This is a genomic window from Virgibacillus sp. Bac332, assembly GCF_003667785.1.
Classification (GTDB): domain Bacteria; phylum Bacillota; class Bacilli; order Bacillales; family Amphibacillaceae; genus Virgibacillus; species Virgibacillus salarius.
Genome location: NZ_CP033046.1, coordinates 3,408,526 through 3,428,181 on the forward strand (window position 1 = coordinate 3,408,526; position 19,656 = coordinate 3,428,181).

A 19,656-nucleotide genomic window follows, 5' to 3' on the forward strand; every position below is an offset into this window, starting at 1 on the left:
CACCATCCATTTTAAAAATCGAACGTAGAGAATCCATCTTCTTGACTAAATTGTTGTCTTTCAATAGGTTCATACGTAATTTCTTCATTCTGATAACTTCTTAGTTCAATAATGTAATCAAAGTCATCCATTTTATACTCTGTTGATTGTACAAATATATCCGGATGTTCAACTACCTTTATAGCAGGTAGCTGCATAACCTCTCGAATTAGCTGCCAGTGCTTTTCATTAGCACGTCTTGTCGAAACCATTCCATCAATGATATAAATGTTATCTGGGTTGTATTCTCCCTCGATTAATTGACTACGAACTGTCTGCTTCAATAACGTACTGGATACAAACAGCCATCGCTTATTTGCACAAACACTAGCTGCTACAACTGACTCCGTCTTGCCAACTCTTGGCATTCCGCGAATCCCAATTAATTTATGACCTTCTTTTTTATATAACTCCGCCATAAAATCAACCAATAGCCCTAGGTCATCACGGACAAATCGAATGGTCTTACGATCGTCAACATCTCTATGTATATATCTTCCATGTCGTACTGCCATTTTATCTCTAAGTTTAGGCTTTCGAAGTTTAGTAACGTTGATCATATCCATTGTTTCTAAAATTGATTTTAGGCGTGTTATATTTTCATCAAATTGCGACAATAACAGCATACCTCTACGTGCATTTTCCACACCATTAATTGTAATAATATTTATGGATAACATACCTAATAACGACGAAATATCACCAAGTAAACCAGGTCGGTTAATTTGAATTTCATATTCAAGATACCATTCTGTCTTCTCCATAAAAAGCTCCTTTAAGTGACAACTTTTTTACAGACCTTCTTCAATTTAATTTTAACGATATAACTATATAATAAAGGATTTTACTCCAAGTGAAAAGAGATTATCATAAGAAATAAAAAAAAGAAGCTGTTTATTTAATAATAAACAACTTCGTAAATGAATACAAAATAGTCCCTATTTTGTATTGCCTTGATTTTGCACAAATTTCACCATTGTATTTGCAATAGCTTGTTGCTCATCCTCTGAAGCGGCATTCCATAAATCACGTAAAATTGCCTCTTCATTATTCTTTGCGTCGACATTTTGTGCAAGATAGTCGCCGACCTCTTGTGCCATATTTTGTATCGTTTGTTCACTCATCCCTTGCTCTTGTGCTTGATTAAGCTTATTTGCAAGGAAACTTTTCCACGAATCAAAGTTATCAAGAACTGACATACTTTCTCCTCCTTCAATATTTTTACATGCATAGTATTTGAATTATTTCCTTGTTTATACATGCATGAAGGAACAAAAGTGAACATATCAAAACTGTTGGCTAGATTACCAGCCACCGGTAACATTGATTATTTCTCCTTGAATATAGCTACTATTCCCGGAAAGTAAAAAACTAGTCATATGTGCAATTTCTTCTGGCTTCCCAGCTCGATTTAGCGGAATATCAGCTATAATTTCTGCTTTCTCTTCATCTAAAAGATGTTGGTTCATTTTGGTTTCGATATAGCCCGGACTAATTGCATTTACCGAAACGCCCGACGGTCCCACTTCTTTAGCTAAGGCCTTTACAAAGCTATTTTGTGCACCTTTTACAGATGAATAAATGACTTCATTACTGGCACCTTGTTCACCCCAAATAGATGTAATAAAAATAACTTGCCCGCCTGTATGAATCATGGACGGTAATAATTCTTTTACGATCATCCAAGGCGATTTTATGTGAAGCTGGAGCATCTCATCCATTACATCTTCGGGTGTATCTTGAAACAAACCAAAGTGTGCTTTGCCACTTGCAAAAACAACTGCATCAATAGGGAAAACGAGCTGCTTAACAAAGGCCTTGCAAGCAGTTGCATTACTTAAATCTGCTTGTAGCATAGAAAGAATTTTTTCCGGTTCGATACTTTTACGGAAAGCTTCAAGTGCCTGTTTGTTATGATTGTAATGAAGAATAAGCTGATAATTTTGCTCTGCCAATTGTTTAGCAATTGCCACACCAATATCGCCACTCGCACCAACGATTAAAACATTCTTCCCCATTGTATTTACTCCGCAGCGATTGTACAAACAGATAAACGCTCTTCACTAATCCAGTTCTGCATAAATTGCTGAGCATCTTCGAATGTTAAAGCTCTCACTGTTGATAATATGGAGAAAAAGTCCAAATCCAAAATATGGTAATGTGTATATAAATTAGCCATTGTCTCTAAGTTATTCATACTCCGGAGCAACTTTCCAATTTTTTTTCTTTTTATCCGTTCGAATGTTTCGCTAGTAAGCTTTGCGTTCGTTATCCGAAGTAACATTTCTTTTAATGTATCAGCAAATTCAGTAGGCCGCTCACTATTACTACCTATTAAAGTATAACCAAAGTTGCGATCTAAATTCATCTCAAAAAAGAAGCTATCATCAATTAACTGCTCTTCATATAATAGCTGATAAAATTCGCCACCCTTAGAAAAATAATGGTCCAATATCATGCCTTGTAGCAGATCCTTTTTCAGAAATGCTTCATTTGAAATGTCTAGGTTTGCTTCTTTGATACCAACTGTACATTTAGTAATGGAAACAGGCATTGTTATTTTTTTCTCTTTTGTCGCAACTTCTTGAGGTTCTACTGGGAAATTCCTACGTAACTCTTTCATTTCCTTAAAATCTTTGCGGTTTTGATTTCGTTCAACTAGCTGCATCATTTGATTGGGATCAAAATTTCCAGTAATAAACAACGTCATATTCTCCGGATGATAAAACGTGTTATAGCATGTATATAGATCATCTTTTGTAATCTTATTAATCGATTCCACCGTACCTGCAATATCCACGTTAACTGGATGGTGCTTAAACATTGCTTTTATTGTACCCATAAAAGATTGCCAATCGGGCTGGTCATCATACATGTTTATTTCTTGTGCAATAATTCCCTTTTCCTTTTCCACTGATCGTTCTGTAAAATATGGATCTTGAACAAAGTCGATCAATGTTTCTACATTCTTCTCAATTTGATCGGTGGCTGTAAATAAATAGGCAGTTTTCGTAAACGATGTATAAGCATTGGCGGATGCACCTTGTTTGGAGAAGTCAGCAAATACATCACCCTTCTCACTTTCGAATAGTTTATGTTCTAAAAAGTGGGCAACTCCTTCTGGAACAGTTACGAGTTCGTCCTTACCGATAGGAACAAATTCTAAATCAATCGAACCATAATTTGTCGTAAATAATCCATGAGTCTTTGCCATTTCTGTTTTCGGCAACAAGATAACATCCAAGCCATTTTCCAATTTTTTTGTGTAAATCGTTTCACCGATCTCTTCATACGTATGCTTATTCATTAGAATCTCCTTTCTCTGCTGTTAATAAATAGAGAGTATCTTCTTCAAGCTTGTTCGCAACAGCAACGACTTCCTCTTTCGTTACGCGCTTAATCTGTTCAATAAACGCTAGAGGTTCAACTTTTTTATTAGATAAAACTTGCTGATACAAAAATTCTATGGTTCCTTGAGGGTGATCTAATGTTTCTAGTAACTGATTGGATATTAACGCTTTTGTTTCATCTAATTCATTTTCTGTAAAGTCACCCTGCTTCATTGCAGTCATCTGCTCTCTTATGATATCTCTTGCTTTTTCAAAATCATCTGGTGCAATACCACTAAATACGAGTAATAGACCTTTATGACTTTCCATTCTAGATGCAGCATAGTAAGCTAAACTATTTTTTTCTCTGACATTTATAAATAATTTAGAGCTAGGAAAACCTCCGAATAAGCCATTAAATACATGTAATGCATAATAGGCATCATCTTGAAATGTAATATTTGTTCGATAACCGATATGCAGTTTAGCCTGTTGAATTTTATCTGTTTCAATAACTTCTCTAGGCTTGGTTTTCTCAACAGAAGCCGGCTTCGGGTTTTTGGTAATTTGCATTCTTTCTGCTTCAAGATCGTCTCGATGAAATACAGCGGATAATTTTCTCTCCATAACCGCTTCGTCCAAATCACCTTGTATATAGAGATCAATACTATCTTCCTTAAGCATCTGTTGATAGTAAGTAAATAAATTCTGTTCATTAAGTTTATTAAGATCTTCCTCGTAACCATGTACATGTAATTGATATGGTTCGCCATTACACATTTCATCAATTAACCGCATATTAGCATAACTCATTTTGTCATCTTTTAATGCATTGATTTTTTGTCTTAATGTTTCTTTTTCTCTGTTAAAAATGGCTTGTTCAAATTGTTGATTTGTTACATTCGGATCAAATAATATTTCGTGCAATAAATTAATTCCTTCATCAAGAATCGTCGTTGTATCCTCGAGAAATTTCTGATTCGCTATTTCAAGACGTAGACTAATAATATGATTTTCTCCTTTTTTAGCACCATCGATGGAAATAGAAGCACCATAGAGATCATCTAATTTCATTTGTAGCTTTTGCTTAGAAGGGTACTTTTTGGTTCCTTGCTTTAAAATGTAAGGAATTAAAGCTCTTTTTGTTATCGTGTCCCTGCTTAAAGGAGCTTTTAATTTCAATACCAATGTAATTGTCTTATATTTTTTATTTGGAATAAAATGAAGATGTAGTCCGTTTACATCTTTCGTTGTTTCTAAAATTTCGCGCATAAACATCCTCCTGAATTTCTCTAAGATTTATCAACTTTATTCTTCACATATTTTCCATTTGTCATCCATTATAAAACAAAAAAAACCGGGTTGCGACTATAAGACGCAATCCGATTGAAATAGTTATCTATCTGCTACCTTTTATATATGGATCTCCGTTTGCTCTTGGAGCTTCAGCTCTACCAATAAACCCTGCTAAAGCGAGAATCGTTAATACATATGGTGCAATTAACAGGAATACCTGTGGTACATCAGCCAAGAAAGGAATACCTGCACCAATTACACTGAGACTCTGGGCAAAACCGAAGAATAATGCCGCACCCATCGCACCAAGTGGATGCCATTTCCCAAAAATAACTGCTGCCAAAGCCATAAACCCTTGCCCAACAATTGTAGCATGCGAGAAATTAAGCGCGATAGTTAATGCAAAAACAGCTCCACCTAATCCACCCATGGCCCCAGATATAATTACTGCTACATAACGTAATTTATATACATTAATCCCATTTGTATCTGCAGCCATCGGATGTTCTCCGACTGCGCGAAGTCGTAAACCAAATGGTGTTTTATATAGAATGTACCATGCAATAAGCGCTAATACGATAGCTACATATGAAGTAATATAAATCCCTTGAAAGAAAATTGGACCGATGATAGGTATATCCGCTAATAATGGAACATCTGTCGTATAGAATGGCTGACTAACCATATCTGTTTGCCCTTTATCATACCACTGCTTCGTTAAGAAAACACCTAACCCTAACGCTAAAAAATTAATTGCAACCCCACTAACAACTTGGTCAGCGCGAAATGATACGGAAGCAACTGCATGAATAACCGAAAATAATGCAGAAATCACCATTGCGACGACGATAGATAACCATGGTGTCCATGCACCGAAGACATCAGCGAAGGTTAAGTTGAAGACAATTCCAACAAAAGCTCCCATTACCATAAGCCCTTCCAAACCAATATTAACAACGCCGGATCGCTCACTAAACACTCCGCCCAATGCCGTAAATATTAAAGGCGCTGAATAAAATAATGCAGTTGGGATGATCGATTGTAATAATTCAATAAACCCCATTTATTTGCCCTCCTTTTTGAAGCGAAGTATAATCCAACGAATAATATAGCTAGATGCAACAAAGAAAATGATTAATGCAATAATAATATCAACAAGTTCATTTGGAACGCCCGCCTGTGTCGGCATATTTAGCGCCCCTACCTTTAATGCACCAAATAAAAATGCTGCAAGAACTACTCCAATTGCACTATTAGCTCCCAACAACGCAACTGCTATGCCATCAAAACCAATATTCGAAAATCCAGAGCTAACGGTCATATTCCCATAGGTTCCTAGTCCTTCCATAGAACCAGCTAGTCCTGCAAAGGCTCCAGAAATAACCATTGCCAAAACGATGTTGCGTTTAACGCTCATTCCGGCATATTTCGATGCATGTTGATTATAACCTACCGATTTAAGCTCATAACCAATATTCGTTCGCTCAATGATAAACCACATGATCATTGCAGCAAATAGAGCAATTAAAATCCCATAATGCATCCTTGAAAAATACGTTAATCCTTCTAACCATTCAGAAGCTAAAGATGCACTTGGTGCGATCATCTCTGTTTTATCAGCATTATTAGTTAGTACGTTACGGATAATTGCATTTGCACTATAAAGGGCAATATAATTCATCATGATGGTAACAATTACTTCATGAACACCAAGCCTCGCCTTTAATACCCCAGGAATAAACCCCCAAATAGCTCCAGCTAATGCAGCGACGATAAGCGCTAATGGTATATGAATGATCATAGGTGCCTCTACCGTTGTACCTATCCACACAGCAGCTAGCCATCCAACAATAACCTGGCCCTCTGCTCCTATATTGAATAACCCCGTCCTAAAAGCAAATGCGATAGCGAGTCCAGTTAATATATAAGGAGTTGTCTGTCGAATTGTTTCACCAAAGAAATAAGGGTCTCCAAATGCTCCATTAAACAGGGCGACATAACCTTGAATCGGATTATACCCGAATCCAAGCATAATGATTGCTCCTGCAAGTATACCAATAAAAACAGAAATAATAGGAACTAGAATATTGAACCACTTGTTCGAATTCATTGATTATCACCTGCCTTTTCTTGGTTACTGCCAGCCATTAATAACCCTAATTCCTGTTCATTCGTATTTTCTGGTGACACATTTGCTACAATTTTCCCATCAAAAATGACGGCGATTCGATCACTGACATCTAATATCTCATCTAATTCGAAAGATACGAGTAAGATTGCCTTTCCTTTATCACGTTCTTCAATCAGTTTGCGATGAATAAACTCTATCGCTCCTACATCAAGTCCTCTAGTTGGCTGTGCAGCAATTAACAAAGCTGGAGAACGGTCAACTTCCCTTGCAATAATCGCCTTTTGCTGATTTCCACCAGACAGCGCCCTTGCTTTTGTATAAGCACTAGGAGTTCGAACATCATATTCGGAAATTAGACTTTCTGCCTTTTGATAGATTTCTTTATAATTAAGAATCTTATATTTAGAATAGGGGTTTTTGTAATAAGTCTGTAACACAATATTTTCGCCAATAGGAAAATCCAATACTAGCCCAAACTTGTGTCGGTCCTGAGGTATATGACCAACTCCACTTTCTGTTACTTTACGTGGGGATAAATTAGAAATTTCCTTTTCATTTAACCGAATACTTCCAGCGTTTGTTTTTTTTAATCCAGTGATTGCTTCAATCAATTCTGACTGTCCATTGCCATCTACCCCTGCTATCCCTACAATTTCTCCGGCACGTACGTCTAGATTCAAGCCCTTAACCATGTTTACCTTTCTTGAATCTTTTACGAATAAATCTTTAATTTCTAAGACTGTATTAGTAGGTTCAGCGGTTTTCTTTTCCGTTTTAAAAGAGACATCTCTTCCAACCATAAGCGCGGCCAATTCGGTTACATTTGTTTCCGCTACATTTACAGTACCAATTCCTTTTCCTTTACGAATAACTGTACAACGGTCACAAATTTGCATAATCTCTTTTAGTTTATGTGTTATTAGAATGATAGATTTGCCTTCTGCTATTAATGCTTTCATTATCTCCATCAACTCTTTAATTTCTTGAGGAGTAAGTACAGCAGTTGGTTCATCAAAGATTAAAACATCAGCACCACGATATAGTGTCTTTAAGATTTCTACCCGTTGCTGCATACCTACCGAAATATCGCTTATCTTTGCTGTAGCATCAACCTGTAAGCCATAACGATCAGATAACTCCTGAACTTCTCGTTCTGCTTTTTTTATATTAATCTTACCGTGCTTCGTAGGCTCACTACCGAGAATAATATTTTGCGTTACCGTAAACGGTTCTACTAGCATAAAATGTTGATGAACCATACCGATACCTAATTGATTGGCAACATTTGGATCTGCAATATTTACCTTTTTTCCTTTGACACGTATTTCACCTAGCTCAGGCTGATACAATCCGAACAGTACATTCATTAACGTTGACTTTCCAGCACCATTTTCTCCTAGCAGAGCATGTATTTCTCCCTTTTTAAGTTGAACAGTAATGTCATCATTAGCCACTATCCCCGGGAATTCTTTCCGAATATTCAGCATTTCTATTACATAATCCATGGGACTTCACTCCTTTAATATTCAAGTAATCATTACATGCTATCAGAAAAACTAGCAACGGAAGAGGGCTGGAATTTCGCTTCCGTTGCTAACCTTTCTTCCAGCTTACATTACATGCAAAGAGGCTGTTCAACCAGCCTCTTCATTATTGTTCTATAAAGATTCCTCGAATGTCTTCAGTTCATCTCTTGTTTGTGGAACATCTACATCGCCCTTAATAATTTTTTCTTTCCAGTCGTCCACAGCTGAAACGATTTCGTCTGTTATTGCATCTTCATTTGTTTTAGCTAAGAATACGCCATCATCAGATAACCCAAATTCAAGAATTTTTCCACCTGGGAAATCTCCTTCTAGTCCCATGTTACTTACTTTTTGTACGGATAAATCTACACGCTTGACCATTGATGTAAATGTTACATTATGATCGCCAATTTTCCCCTCTTCGTGTTGATCGCGATCCACACCAATAACCCAAATATCACGTTCTGGATCATTTTGTTTAATATCTTTAGCTTGAGCAAATACACCATTTCCTGCAGCACCAGCAGCATGATAAATAATGTCGGCATCATCATTATACATACGCGTAGCAATCAGCTTTCCGTCTGCAGCAGAACTGAAATTCCCTACGTATTGAATGTCAATTTCGATTGCTGGATTTACTGATTTAGCACCAGCTACAAATCCAGCTTCAAATTTATTAATTAAATCAGAATCAACGCCACCAATAAATCCTAATTTATTTGTTTTTGTTTTCATAGCTGCTGCAACGCCAGCCAAGAATGATCCCTCGTGTTCGGCAAAGGTTAAACTAGCAACATTGGGTGCTTCAACAACTGTGTCAACGATCGCATAATTCGTTTCAGGATTTTGTTTTGCCACTTTAGTTATCGAATCTTGAAGCAAAAAGCCAACTCCAAAGATTAAATCATAGCCTTCTTTTGTCATTCTTGTTAAGTTTGGAAGATAATCAGATTCATCTGAGGATTGCGCATAGTCGAACCCATTTCCTTTTGAAAGTCCATGCTCCTCTCCCCAAGCCTTTAACCCTTCCCATGAAGATTGGTTAAAGGATTTATCATCTACTCCACCCTCATCGGTAACAATAGCTGCTGAATAATCCGTTGACTCGCCTTTTTCACTTCCCTTGTCTGCTTCCTTATCATTTGAAGTTCCACAAGCTGCTAACACCATACTAAAACTAGCAATAACAGCAAAGAATAATAAAAACTTACGCTTCTTCATTGATTAAACCCCCTATTATTTTTATAAACATCATAAGTACTTCCTACTTCAATAACTACGCTATAACCACCCCCTCGATATAATTCACAAAAGCGGGAAAATTCCGCATAAAAAATGAAAGCCGTTTCACAAATGGATACGCTTCATTTTTTATCATGTACTACTTTCATACATTCATTCAACTACATTTTACAAACGCTTTCTTAACACGTGAAAGCTGAACATATCAGATCGAAAATAGTTTGCTGAATATAATACTGCCTCATCCTCTTCTGTATAGTGCATTTGTTTTAGGAGTAATAAGGTTTGTTCTGGATGACAGTCTAAAATGTTATAAATTCGATCATGATATCCAATCGGTTCAATATAAGTCACTGCATAAGCTACTCGTTTATTCGCGTATTCCTCCATAAGTTTAAAGATGGAATCTTCTTTATGTACACGATTAAGTGGTATTAAATCTTCTGGAATCTTATCGATACAGAAAACGACAGGTTTACAATCCGCTGTTCGAACCCGTTCAATCTTCGCTAAACGCTTTACTGATTTCGGAGCAAATCTACTCTTTTCATCGTCTGTAGCATCTTGCACATCTGTAGATAAGTATTGCGAACCCGCAATCTTTCCAGATTTCTCGATCATTGATGTCACACTTGTTAATTGTTCGATACCTGATGAAAAAATAGGTTTAGGGTTAACAAATGTACCTACACCATGTCTTCGCGTTACGATATTATCTTCTTCAAGGATGCGCAATGCTTCTCTAAGTGTCGCACGAGAAACACCAAGAAGCTTAGATAATTGAAATTCCGAAGGTAGCTTCTCCTTTTCCTTATATTTCCCCTTTTCAATATCTCGTTTAATTTCATCAATTACTTGTAAATACAAATGTCTTGCATCGGTTTTAATCGACAAGCTATATCCCCCCATCCAATATTTACAAACATCAAGAAATCCGACATCTGACGTATGACTCGTTTGTTCGTCATAAATCATACCATTAATCTTAAGATAAATAAATAGCTATAGGACATATTTCTTAAAAATAATCTTCCTATTTCGACATTAATAGACATTTTTCCACTGATTGTTTTGCTCATTACAAAAAACCGTATAAAGCTGTTTGCACAGACTTTATACGGTTCAATAAAACCTATGAAGATTGCTCCTCTGCTGATTGACTGATTAATACAGTTCGCGGTTTACTCCCTTCATAAGGCCCAACAATTCCACGTTGCTCCATAGCATCAATCAATCTTGCCGCTCTTGTATAGCCAATTCTAAATCTTCGCTGTAGCATCGAAACACTTGCGCTTTGCATTTCCGTTATGAGTTGAACGGCATCATCATATAGTTCATCGTCCACTTCATCTACAACTTCATTCGTTTCTTCTGGAATCATTTCCTCTTGGTATGAAGCCTTTTGCTGATCAATACAATGATCAACAATTCGTTCTACTTCTTCATCAGATAAAAATGCACCTTGTACACGTGTCGGCTTTGATGCTCCTACTGGTAAGAACAACATATCCCCTCTGCCAAGTAGCTTTTCTGCTCCCCCTGAATCCAGAATTGTTCTTGAATCAGTTGTAGAAGAAACACTAAAGGCAATACGAGAAGGGATATTCGCTTTGATAACACCTGTTATAACATCAACAGAAGGTCTTTGTGTGGCAATAATTAAATGAATACCTGCTGCTCTAGCCATTTGCGCTAAGCGCGTAATGGAATCTTCCACATCATTTGAAGCAACCATCATTAAATCGGCTAATTCATCTACTAAAACTACTATATAAGGAAGGTTCGGCTGTGTTTCATCAGCATGTAGATTATGCTTCCTTATGTATTCATTATATCCTTCAATATTTCTAGTTCCTGTATCAGAGAATAGTTCATAGCGTCGTTCCATTTCGGATACAACCTTTTTCAATGCTCTAGAAGCCTTTTTCGGATCAGTCACAACCGGAGCTAGCAAATGTGGGATGCCATTATACACATTTAATTCCACTTTCTTCGGGTCAATCATCATCATTTTCACTTCATGTGGTTTGGTTCGCATCAAGATCGTAGTAATGATTCCGTTCACGCAGACACTTTTACCACTTCCTGTTGCACCTGCTATTAGTAAATGTGGCATCTTATTTAACTCTGAAACTACGGCGTCTCCAGATATATCTCTACCTAAAGCAAAAAGCAGTTTAGAAGCTTGTTTATTAACCATACTATCTAGTACCTCTCGTAAAGATACCATGGCTACTTCCTGATTGGGTACTTCAATACCTACGGCGGATTTACCTGGAATTGGTGCTTCGATTCGAATATCCTTTGCAGCCAATGCCAGGGCCAGATCATCATGCAAACTAACAATCTTACTTACTTTCACGCCTGCTTCTGGATATACTTCATATTTCGTTACTGCTGGTCCAACATGAACCTTTGTTACCCTAGCCTTCACCCCAAAACTATTAAACGTACGCTCTAATTTTCGAACAGTAGCTTGAATCTGTGACTTTTCCTGTTGTTGGGAATTATGTGCTGGCTCTGCTAATAGTTGCATGGAAGGTAATACATATTCATAGTTTTCCGTTTCAGTCATTGGCATATTTTCAAGTGTATCCTCTTCCCCGTTGTCTGCTTCTGGCTGTACAGTTTTTTTGCCTTGATCAGCTTGCGGAGTATGAGGGGTATATGCAACATCTGTAAAGTCTTGAATGACTGGCTCTTCCTCCGTATGATATACCACCTCATCAACTTCAGGTTCATCAGCATCTGTATCAACTGGATGGTTCACTTCTGGAAGTTGCTTATTTGCACGCTTTTCCTTCCAAGCGGCTTTATATCTAGCAAAAGAACCGCCAACTTTCTTCCAAAGCTTTGAAAAGATATCACCTATTGACAATTCCGTCATAAATATGATCCCAATAACAATGGAAAAAACAGCAACGATTTTAGCACCTGCTAAGGAGAATAAATAGTACGTGAAGGTGAGTAATAGAGCACCTGCCATTCCACCACCCAAATAGCCAGATGACAATTGATTTTCAAGATATGCAGCGTAATTTTCCCATGTTGTACCAATAATAGAAAGCTGACTATCTGAAGCTATTACCTGATCGAACATCTGAATGTGTGTGAGTAACAATATGCCGCAAAAAACAATATAAAACCCTACAAGTTTTTTGTTTGCAAAATCCGGAAATCTTCGCTTTGCTACTAAAATCATTCCTGTAATTAACAACAATACAGACGCAGCAAAGTACCATATACCTAAAAAGAAGCGAAATAAGTGCTCTAATCCTCCCGGAATAGCTCCGTCACTAATAGCACTTGCACCACTACCAAATATCCCTAAAAATATAAACAAGAGACCGAGTAACTCAAATTTGAGTTGTTTTTTAAACTTACTCTTTCGTTTTTTTCGTTTCTTTGCCATTATTTCACCCCAATCGATCTTGGCAAGTATACATGAAGAATAAACCCCTGTCGAAAAAATGACAAGGGTTTTTTCACGATGCATTTATTTCAATTATACCATAAAACACCAATTTAATAATAACAGTAACGAATCGATGCAAATTTAATGAAAAAAAGCAACGAGGAATTAATTGTCTTTGATGTTTGTATTAGGCAAGATGGTTCCAGGTGCATAGTTTTCATTTAAAAAATCTTGCGGATCTGAGGAAAGTAACTGTAAGACTTCCAAAGAACCATCTGTTTTTTGTTGACAATACATGTATCTACCTTCGAACGAGATCATATGTCTATTCGTATGCTCAGATGGGGATGGAGGAAAGATATCTTCTTTTGAAAGCGGCGTATATAAAATCATTGTATCACCTGATTTTCCGCATTCTGTCTATTCTTAATCAGCTCAGTGACTTTCTCCATCGCCTCTTTCACACCACCAACATCATCAATTAGTCCATAGTCTACTGCATCTTTCCCTACAACATTCGTACCAATATCCCTTGTTAGGTTTCCTTTAGCGAACATAAGATCTTTAAACTTCTCCTCTTTTATATTTGAGTGATGAACAACGAAATTAACAACGCGATTCTGCATTTCATCAAGGTATTCAAATGTTTGTGGTACACCAATGACAAGTCCGGTTAAGCGAACTGGATGAATCGTCATTGTTGCAGTGGGAGCAATAAATGAGTAATTAGTTGCTACAGCAATCGGTACACCAATTGAATGTCCACCCCCAAGTACAATCGAAACAGTCGGCTTCGACAAGGATGCAATCATTTCAGAGAGGGCAAGCCCTGCCTCTACATCGCCACCAACTGTATTAAGTAAAAGAATTACACCTTCTATTTTAGGATTTTGTTCTATAGCTATTAATTGCGGAAGCAAATGTTCATACTTTGTCGTCTTATTCTGCGGCGGTAATTGCACATGACCTTCTACTTGTCCAATGATTGATAGTACATGAATATTAGAATCTGGAGCTTGTGGTACATTTGATTGACCTAACTGCTGAATTTTTTGAACCAATGCAGATGGATTAGCCTCTTGATTCTGATCATCTTTCTTTTCCGGTTCTTTATTCATTTACGTACACTCCTTATTGTTATAACTTCTCTTAGTATGAACGTAAATGATTTCCTCATGCATAAGAATAAAGTGAAACTTCAATCCAAACCAACTATATCCTACTATGAAATGAGTTTTTTTTATTTACCATGCTATAAACTCTCTAGCCCCCAGCATAGCCAGGGGTTTTCTAAGCCATTAATAAAGGCTGTCGAGACTTTTCTCGACAGCCTACAGGCTTTAATTAATACGCTCTATAATATTTTTAAGGTTTCGTTCTTCTGTTTCTGAAATACTGACAAGTGGTAATCGTAATGCTCCAGAATCTATTCCTTTCATACGTAATGCTGCTTTTACAGGGGATGGCGATGGAGCTGTAAATAGTCCCTTCATAACAGGTAAAAGTTTACGATGTAGCTTTGCAGCTCCTTTCGTATCACCTTGATTGTATAAATTAACCATTTGCTGCATTTCTTGACCAATTATATGAGAAGCAACAGAAATAACCCCCGCCCCTCCGATAGAAAGTAACGGTAATGTCATACTATCATCTCCACTGTAAACACTAAACGTATCGTTAGTAGCTTCAATTATTTCTGATACTTGATCTAAATCTCCACTAGCTTCTTTTATTGAAACAATGTTGTCTATTTTACTTAACGCAATTGTTGTTTCTGCAGTTATATTTACAATAGACCGACCTGGAATATTGTAAAGCATTACAGGTAAGGATGTTTCCATAGCAATTGTTTTAAAATGTTCATATAAACCTTGTTGATTCGGTTTATTATAGTACGGTGCTACAAGCATTATAGCATCTACACCACAACGTTCAGCCTCTTTTGTTAACGCAATAGAAGCCTGCGTATTATTACTTCCAGTCCCGGCAATAACAGGTACACGATTATTAACTGTTTTTACGACATGGTTAAACAGGCTAATTTTTTCTTCGGTTGTTAAAGTTGGGGATTCTCCTGTTGTACCTGCAACTACTAAACCATCCGTGCCATTATCAAGTAAATACTCAATGAGTATTTCTGTCTGATTAAAATCAATATTCCCTTTGGCATCGAATGGCGTAACCATTGCTGTTAGTACCTGACCAAAATTCATTCTTATCACCTTTTTTCTGTTGATTAAGCAGGACTGCCTGCATCGCTTAATTCAAACACATCGTGCAGCGCATTGACTGCAGTTTTTAAATCTCTGTCATGCACAAGCACCCATATGGTTGTATGACTATCAGCAGACTGTAGAATTTGCACATCTGCATCAGTTAATGCCTGCACTATTTTTGCTGCTACTCCTGGCACACCAGTCATACCTGCACCTACTGCTGATACCTTTGCACAGTTCCCCGTAATTTCCGGATGAAAACCTAATGTTTCTAATATATGAACTGCTTTGTCTGCAAAAGCATTTGGTACAGTGTAAATAACTCCAGTTGGTGATATTGTAATAAAATCTACAGAAATTCCTGCCTCAGCCATAGCCTTAAATACATCAGACTGCATTCGATAAGCTTCTTCTTTTGTTTGAACACGTATTTGTGTAATGTTGGCAATATGAGCAATACCAGTAATCAATCTATCAGCTACATCCATTCCTTCCACTCTTGAAGAAGTAACAAGTGTTCCTCCTTCTTGTGAATATGTCGACCTTACTCTCATAGGAATTTTAGCCTGCATTGCTATTTCTACAGCTCTAGGATGAATCACCTTTGCACCTTGATATGCTAAATTACAGATCTCTGAATACGTAACAACGTCTAGTGGCCTGGCTTTTTCAACTACACGTGGATCAGCAGTCATGATTCCATTTACATCAGTAAATATCTCTATTCGCTCAGCATTTAATGCAACTCCTAAAGCAGCAGCAGTCGTATCGCTTCCACCTCTTCCAATTGTAGTTATATCTCCACTAGGAGTTATTCCTTGAAAGCCTGCTACTACTACAACATCATAGGTTTTTAATTCCTGTAAAATTCGCTCAGGTTGTACTTCCTTGATTTTTGCTTGAGTAAAATCATCAGATGTTACAAAGCCCGCATGTGCACCTGTTAACGCTGTAGCAGTAATATGATGCTTCTGTAGTTCATTTGATAATACAACGGAGGAGATAATTTCCCCACATGACATAAGCATATCTAATTCGCGAGAAGAATTCTTGTTCGCTGGAAAATCAACTAAACCTAGTAGCGTATCCGTTGCATATGGATCTGGTTTTCTTCCCAATGCCGAAACAACAACGACCAGTTTATAGTCTTGCACTAATGCATCTTTTATATGTTTAATTACATGTTCCCTGTTTTCTTCAGACTGTACAGAAGTACCGCCAAATTTTTGAACGAGTATATTCATGGTAACACCTCTATCGCTGCAGCCAGTTATTTTCTATTAATGATTGTGCTATTTGTACTGTATTCCATGCAGCACCCTTCATTAGGTTGTCGGATACAACCCAAAGATGAAAACCATTCTCTTTATCCGGATCTTTTCTTACTCGACCAACAAACACCGCTTCTTTATTGGACGCACTCAATGGAGTTGGATATAGCTGTGCAGATGGATCATCTTCTAAGATAACACCTTCTGCATGCTTTAATTCATTCCATAAATCCGCTACCGTTACCCCTTCTTTATTAACCTCGATATATACACTTTCTGCATGTGATGTAAAGAAAGGCAAACGGACACAAGTAGCCGCTACTGACAATTCCGGTGCATGCATAATTTTTTTCGTTTCATTGATCATTTTCATTTCCTCAAACGTATACCCATTATCCTGAAATACATCTATTTGAGGCAGTGCATTAAAAGCAATTGGGAAGTGCTTCTTATCTCCTTTTACCGGAAGAAGACTTGCTTCCATTTCTTTATTATCCAAATAATCCTTCGATTGCTGTTCCAATTCCATATTAGCTTGATTACCTGCGCCTGAAACTGCTTGATATGTTGAAACAATAACTCTCTCTAAGCCAAAAGCATCTTTAAGTGGTTTTAGAGCTGCTACCATCTGAATAGTTGAACAGTTCGGATTAGCGATAATACCTTCATGATTCTGTAGATCAGCTTTATTTACTTCTGGTACTACCAGCGGTACATTTTCATCCATACGAAAAGCACTCGTATTATCAACAACAACAGCTCCTCGTTTTACTGCTTCTGGAGCCAATGCTTTAGAAACGGAACCTCCAGCGGAAAACAAAGCAATATCGACCCCAGAAAAACTTTCGGGAGTTGCTTCTTCTACTGTTAATTCTTTTTCTTTAAATCGTTGTTTCGATCCCGCTGATCTTTTGGAAGACAACAGCTTTAACTCATTTATTGGAAAATCCTTTTCTTCTAGTAATTGGATTATTTTTTGCCCAACTGCACCTGTTGCTCCTACGACAGCTACATCATATGCTGTTTTTTGTGGCATTTTTCCTATTGCTCCCTTCATAAAACAAGTTTAATAGACTTCTAGCTTATCATTTTATCATAGTTCAGCTGTTATGAGGAACAATAACCGGCTGAAGTTGCTTAAATTCTAATGCAGATTCTATCGTTTCGGGCAATAGGTCCATCTTAGCCACAAGTGAATTTGGTTTTTTATATGGATCATCCTGTCCATAAGGAATGAAATAGATAAATTTACTCGCCATCAAGCGCATCAAATTTACGCCATTTAAACCTAGCGCATCATTTGTTGAAACACCTAATACAACTGGTTGCTGGTTTCGCATGGTTGCTTTTGCTGCCATTAAAACTGGAGAATCCGTTAATGCGTTTGCCAGCTTACTTAAGGAATTACCAGTTAACGGTGCAATGACCATACAATCCAGAGGCATTTTCGGTCCTAATGGTTCTGCCTCTGGCATCGTAGAAATAACTTGCTTTCCTGTTATGGATTCTATTTTTTCAATATGGTCCTCCGCTTTCCCAAACTTTGTATCAGTTGTCCTTACTGTATAAGTTACGATCGGTATTACATCAGCATTTAATTCAATTAATCGTTCTATTTGAGGGAATACTTGATCATATGTGCAATGCGAACCCGTCAAGCCAAACCCTATTCTTTTACCCGATAAATCCATTTGTATAACCTCCCAGTAAATTAATACTTATTTGGTTTTTTGAACGAATTGCTTCACCACATCTGCCAAAATTTTCCCAGCAGTTTTAGGCGCTACAATTCCTGGCAAACTCCGAGCAAGTATTGCCTTGATTCCACGCTGTTCTGCATATTTAAAATCAGTACCTCCTGGCTTGGAGGCTAAGTCAATAATCACTGCATGTGAAGGTAAATGTTTAATTGCCTCTTTTTCGATTACGGGAGCAGGTATTGTGTTTATTAGTAAGTCACAGTTATGCATCTTCGTAGACAATTCTTCAAGAGGAACAGCAGATAACCCCATTTCTGTTATTCGTGCTAAGTCTTTAATTCTTGTTGCGCTTACAGAGACCTTTGCACCAAGTGATGAGAACTTATTAGCTACTGTATTGCCAACCCTTCCAAAACCTACTACCATGACTCGAGAGGAATGAATGGTAAAGTCCGTATGTTCAATTGCCATCATAATGGTGCCTTCTGCAGTAGGAATGGAATTATAAATTGCTACATCATCTCTATCTAATAATGGTACAAGTTTTATATTTGCTTGCTTTATAACATCTCTTAAATAATCGTTTGTAATTCCAGTAAATACGATTGAGGAGCTGGGAAGCTCTTTAAACCATTCTGCTGTTAGATAAATCGGTTTTTCCGAAAATACCGCTTCGACACGGCCTTCGTTATCTATGCCCGTTATAGGTAATATAACAGCATCTAATTGACCTGGGATTAATTCATGTACATCTAATTGTTTTAAACCCGTAAATCCTTGCTCTAATTTGTCAAATCCAACAAGGACAATGGTAGTATCAGTCAAGGATTGAAGCTGCCGAATTAATTCCAGATAACGGGCATCTCCACCGATAACTGCAATTGTTTGACTCATTCTTGTTGACTCCCTCCAAACGTACAATTTGTTTAGTATTCCTTTATAGCTTATGTGCCTCGAGCGTGTTAGTGATTGGGAGTTAGCAAAAAGGACAGGAAAAAAGGCTGATATCTCACCCGAGACACCAGCCTATAAAAAAGTTATTTGATTTTGTATCGTGAGTAAGAAAAACTGAGCAAAATTCGCTCAGTCCGTATCACTAAATGCTCAGATTTACGCTTCCTCTAGTAGCTATTATGGAATAATAGCTACTGCTTGACCACCACTCCGGCTGCCCACTTCCCTTTCCGTGGGGTTTGTCCTTCAGCTAACTTTTTTGAGCAAAACCCGCTCAAAAAAGTGGATCTTCAGGTCAAACAATTCCCACAGGAGTTGAGGTGGGCGGCCTTCGCTATTATCAGGCTCTACAACGTTAACATGAAGTAACACAGCTGCTTTTATACGCACGGATAGCGATTTTCACTTTACCCATTGTAAAAAAAGTCAACCTATTACTTATGACAAGAATTGTTGCACCTTCTCATAGCGGAGACTAATTACGTAGACTCCTGCGGGAATAGCGCGAGCCGAAAATCCACTTTGCAACGTGTT

General features: G+C 37.4%; 19 protein-coding genes. All 19 read right to left on the reverse strand.

Annotation, left to right across the window (positions count from 1 at the left end; translation table 11 throughout):
- Positions 1-11 precede the first annotated feature (11 nt).
- Positions 12-803, reverse strand: a complete 792-nt coding sequence (locus D9782_RS16295; protein WP_121605206.1) for a YmfK family protein — start codon at positions 801-803, stop codon at positions 12-14.
- A 174-nt stretch (positions 804-977) separates the two neighbouring features.
- Positions 978-1,238: a DUF3243 domain-containing protein gene (locus D9782_RS16300; protein WP_026680959.1), complete on the reverse strand. Its 261-nt coding sequence runs from the start codon at positions 1,236-1,238 to the stop codon at positions 978-980.
- Between the two features lie 105 nt (positions 1,239-1,343).
- A complete protein-coding gene (gene ymfI / locus D9782_RS16305; protein ID WP_121605207.1) occupies positions 1,344-2,057 on the reverse strand; it encodes an elongation factor P 5-aminopentanone reductase in 714 nt (237 codons plus the stop codon).
- A gap of 5 nt (positions 2,058-2,062) precedes the next feature.
- On the reverse strand, positions 2,063-3,346 hold the full coding sequence (yfmH, locus tag D9782_RS16310; RefSeq protein WP_121605208.1) for an EF-P 5-aminopentanol modification-associated protein YfmH: 1,284 nt from the start codon (positions 3,344-3,346) through the stop codon (positions 2,063-2,065).
- A complete protein-coding gene (yfmF, locus tag D9782_RS16315; protein WP_121605209.1) occupies positions 3,339-4,640 on the reverse strand; it encodes an EF-P 5-aminopentanol modification-associated protein YfmF in 1,302 nt (433 codons plus the stop codon). Before yfmF ends, yfmH begins: the two co-directional genes overlap by 8 nt.
- 127 nt (positions 4,641-4,767) lie before the next feature.
- Complete coding sequence (locus D9782_RS16320; RefSeq protein ID WP_026680955.1) at positions 4,768-5,727, reverse strand: ABC transporter permease; 960 nt, start codon at positions 5,725-5,727, stop codon at positions 4,768-4,770.
- Positions 5,728-6,774: an ABC transporter permease gene (locus D9782_RS16325; RefSeq protein ID WP_121605210.1), complete on the reverse strand. Its 1,047-nt coding sequence runs from the start codon at positions 6,772-6,774 to the stop codon at positions 5,728-5,730. It abuts the gene before it with no gap.
- Positions 6,771-8,300, reverse strand: a complete 1,530-nt coding sequence (locus D9782_RS16330; RefSeq protein ID WP_026680953.1) for an ABC transporter ATP-binding protein — start codon at positions 8,298-8,300, stop codon at positions 6,771-6,773. Before D9782_RS16330 ends, D9782_RS16325 begins: the two co-directional genes overlap by 4 nt.
- A gap of 153 nt (positions 8,301-8,453) precedes the next feature.
- On the reverse strand, positions 8,454-9,545 hold the full coding sequence (locus tag D9782_RS16335; RefSeq protein WP_026680952.1) for a BMP family lipoprotein: 1,092 nt from the start codon (positions 9,543-9,545) through the stop codon (positions 8,454-8,456).
- Positions 9,546-9,734: 189 nt separating this feature from the next.
- Positions 9,735-10,460: a GntR family transcriptional regulator gene (locus D9782_RS16340; protein WP_121605211.1), complete on the reverse strand. Its 726-nt coding sequence runs from the start codon at positions 10,458-10,460 to the stop codon at positions 9,735-9,737.
- Between the two features lie 238 nt (positions 10,461-10,698).
- Complete coding sequence (locus D9782_RS16345) at positions 10,699-12,978, reverse strand: FtsK/SpoIIIE family DNA translocase (RefSeq protein WP_121605212.1); 2,280 nt, start codon at positions 12,976-12,978, stop codon at positions 10,699-10,701.
- A gap of 168 nt (positions 12,979-13,146) precedes the next feature.
- Entirely contained in the window at positions 13,147-13,374 is a 228-nt protein-coding gene (locus tag D9782_RS16350; protein WP_026680949.1) for a YlzJ-like family protein, read from the reverse strand.
- Entirely contained in the window at positions 13,371-14,099 is a 729-nt protein-coding gene (locus D9782_RS16355) for a ClpP family protease (protein WP_026680948.1), read from the reverse strand. Before D9782_RS16355 ends, D9782_RS16350 begins: the two co-directional genes overlap by 4 nt.
- A 222-nt stretch (positions 14,100-14,321) precedes the next feature.
- Positions 14,322-15,194 carry a 4-hydroxy-tetrahydrodipicolinate synthase gene (gene dapA / locus D9782_RS16360; RefSeq protein ID WP_026680947.1) on the reverse strand — a complete coding sequence of 291 codons (873 nt, stop codon included), beginning with the start codon at positions 15,192-15,194 and terminating at the stop codon, positions 14,322-14,324.
- Between the two features lie 23 nt (positions 15,195-15,217).
- A complete protein-coding gene (gene dapG, locus D9782_RS16365) occupies positions 15,218-16,441 on the reverse strand; it encodes an aspartate kinase (protein WP_121605213.1) in 1,224 nt (407 codons plus the stop codon).
- Between the two features lie 10 nt (positions 16,442-16,451).
- The gene (asd, locus tag D9782_RS16370; RefSeq protein ID WP_026680945.1) at positions 16,452-17,504 is read right to left on the reverse strand and encodes an aspartate-semialdehyde dehydrogenase; all 1,053 of its coding nucleotides are present in this window, start codon (positions 17,502-17,504) and stop codon (positions 16,452-16,454) included.
- 64 nt (positions 17,505-17,568) lie between these two features.
- Positions 17,569-18,159, reverse strand: a complete 591-nt coding sequence (gene dpaB, locus D9782_RS16375; RefSeq protein ID WP_026680944.1) for a dipicolinate synthase subunit B — start codon at positions 18,157-18,159, stop codon at positions 17,569-17,571.
- Between the two features lie 27 nt (positions 18,160-18,186).
- A complete protein-coding gene (gene dpaA, locus D9782_RS16380; protein WP_026680943.1) occupies positions 18,187-19,062 on the reverse strand; it encodes a dipicolinic acid synthetase subunit A in 876 nt (291 codons plus the stop codon).
- Between the two features lie 306 nt (positions 19,063-19,368).
- Positions 19,369-19,512 (reverse strand): hypothetical protein, encoded by a 144-nt coding sequence (locus D9782_RS23030; protein ID WP_162986420.1) that lies wholly within the window; start codon positions 19,510-19,512, stop codon positions 19,369-19,371.
- Positions 19,513-19,656: the final 144 nt, after the last annotated feature.

Excerpts from the sequence above, each read along its gene's own strand:
- yfmH (WP_121605208.1), bottom strand. The coding sequence starts at position 3,346 with ATGAATAAGCATACGTATGAAGAGATCGGTGAAACGATTTACACAAAA.
- dapA (WP_026680947.1), bottom strand. The coding sequence starts at position 15,194 with ATGAATTTTGGTCAGGTACTAACAGCAATGGTTACGCCATTCGATGCC.
- D9782_RS16320 (WP_026680955.1), bottom strand. The coding sequence starts at position 5,727 with ATGGGGTTTATTGAATTATTACAATCGATCATCCCAACTGCATTATTT.
- D9782_RS16335 (WP_026680952.1), bottom strand. The coding sequence starts at position 9,545 with ATGAAGAAGCGTAAGTTTTTATTATTCTTTGCTGTTATTGCTAGTTTT.
- dpaA (WP_026680943.1), bottom strand. The coding sequence starts at position 19,062 with ATGAGTCAAACAATTGCAGTTATCGGTGGAGATGCCCGTTATCTGGAA.
- ymfI (WP_121605207.1), bottom strand. The coding sequence starts at position 2,057 with ATGGGGAAGAATGTTTTAATCGTTGGTGCGAGTGGCGATATTGGTGTG.
- D9782_RS16325 (WP_121605210.1), bottom strand. The coding sequence starts at position 6,774 with ATGAATTCGAACAAGTGGTTCAATATTCTAGTTCCTATTATTTCTGTT.
- asd (WP_026680945.1), bottom strand. The coding sequence starts at position 17,504 with ATGCCACAAAAAACAGCATATGATGTAGCTGTCGTAGGAGCAACAGGT.
- yfmF (WP_121605209.1), bottom strand. The coding sequence starts at position 4,640 with ATGCGCGAAATTTTAGAAACAACGAAAGATGTAAACGGACTACATCTT.
- dapG (WP_121605213.1), bottom strand. The coding sequence starts at position 16,441 with ATGAATATACTCGTTCAAAAATTTGGCGGTACTTCTGTACAGTCTGAA.
- D9782_RS16300 (WP_026680959.1), bottom strand. The coding sequence starts at position 1,238 with ATGTCAGTTCTTGATAACTTTGATTCGTGGAAAAGTTTCCTTGCAAAT.
- dpaB (WP_026680944.1), bottom strand. The coding sequence starts at position 18,159 with ATGGATTTATCGGGTAAAAGAATAGGGTTTGGCTTGACGGGTTCGCAT.
- D9782_RS16350 (WP_026680949.1), bottom strand. The coding sequence starts at position 13,374 with ATGATTTTATATACGCCGCTTTCAAAAGAAGATATCTTTCCTCCATCC.
- D9782_RS16295 (WP_121605206.1), bottom strand. The coding sequence starts at position 803 with ATGGAGAAGACAGAATGGTATCTTGAATATGAAATTCAAATTAACCGA.
- D9782_RS16345 (WP_121605212.1), bottom strand. The coding sequence starts at position 12,978 with ATGGCAAAGAAACGAAAAAAACGAAAGAGTAAGTTTAAAAAACAACTC.
- D9782_RS16355 (WP_026680948.1), bottom strand. The coding sequence starts at position 14,099 with ATGAATAAAGAACCGGAAAAGAAAGATGATCAGAATCAAGAGGCTAAT.
- D9782_RS16330 (WP_026680953.1), bottom strand. The coding sequence starts at position 8,300 with ATGGATTATGTAATAGAAATGCTGAATATTCGGAAAGAATTCCCGGGG.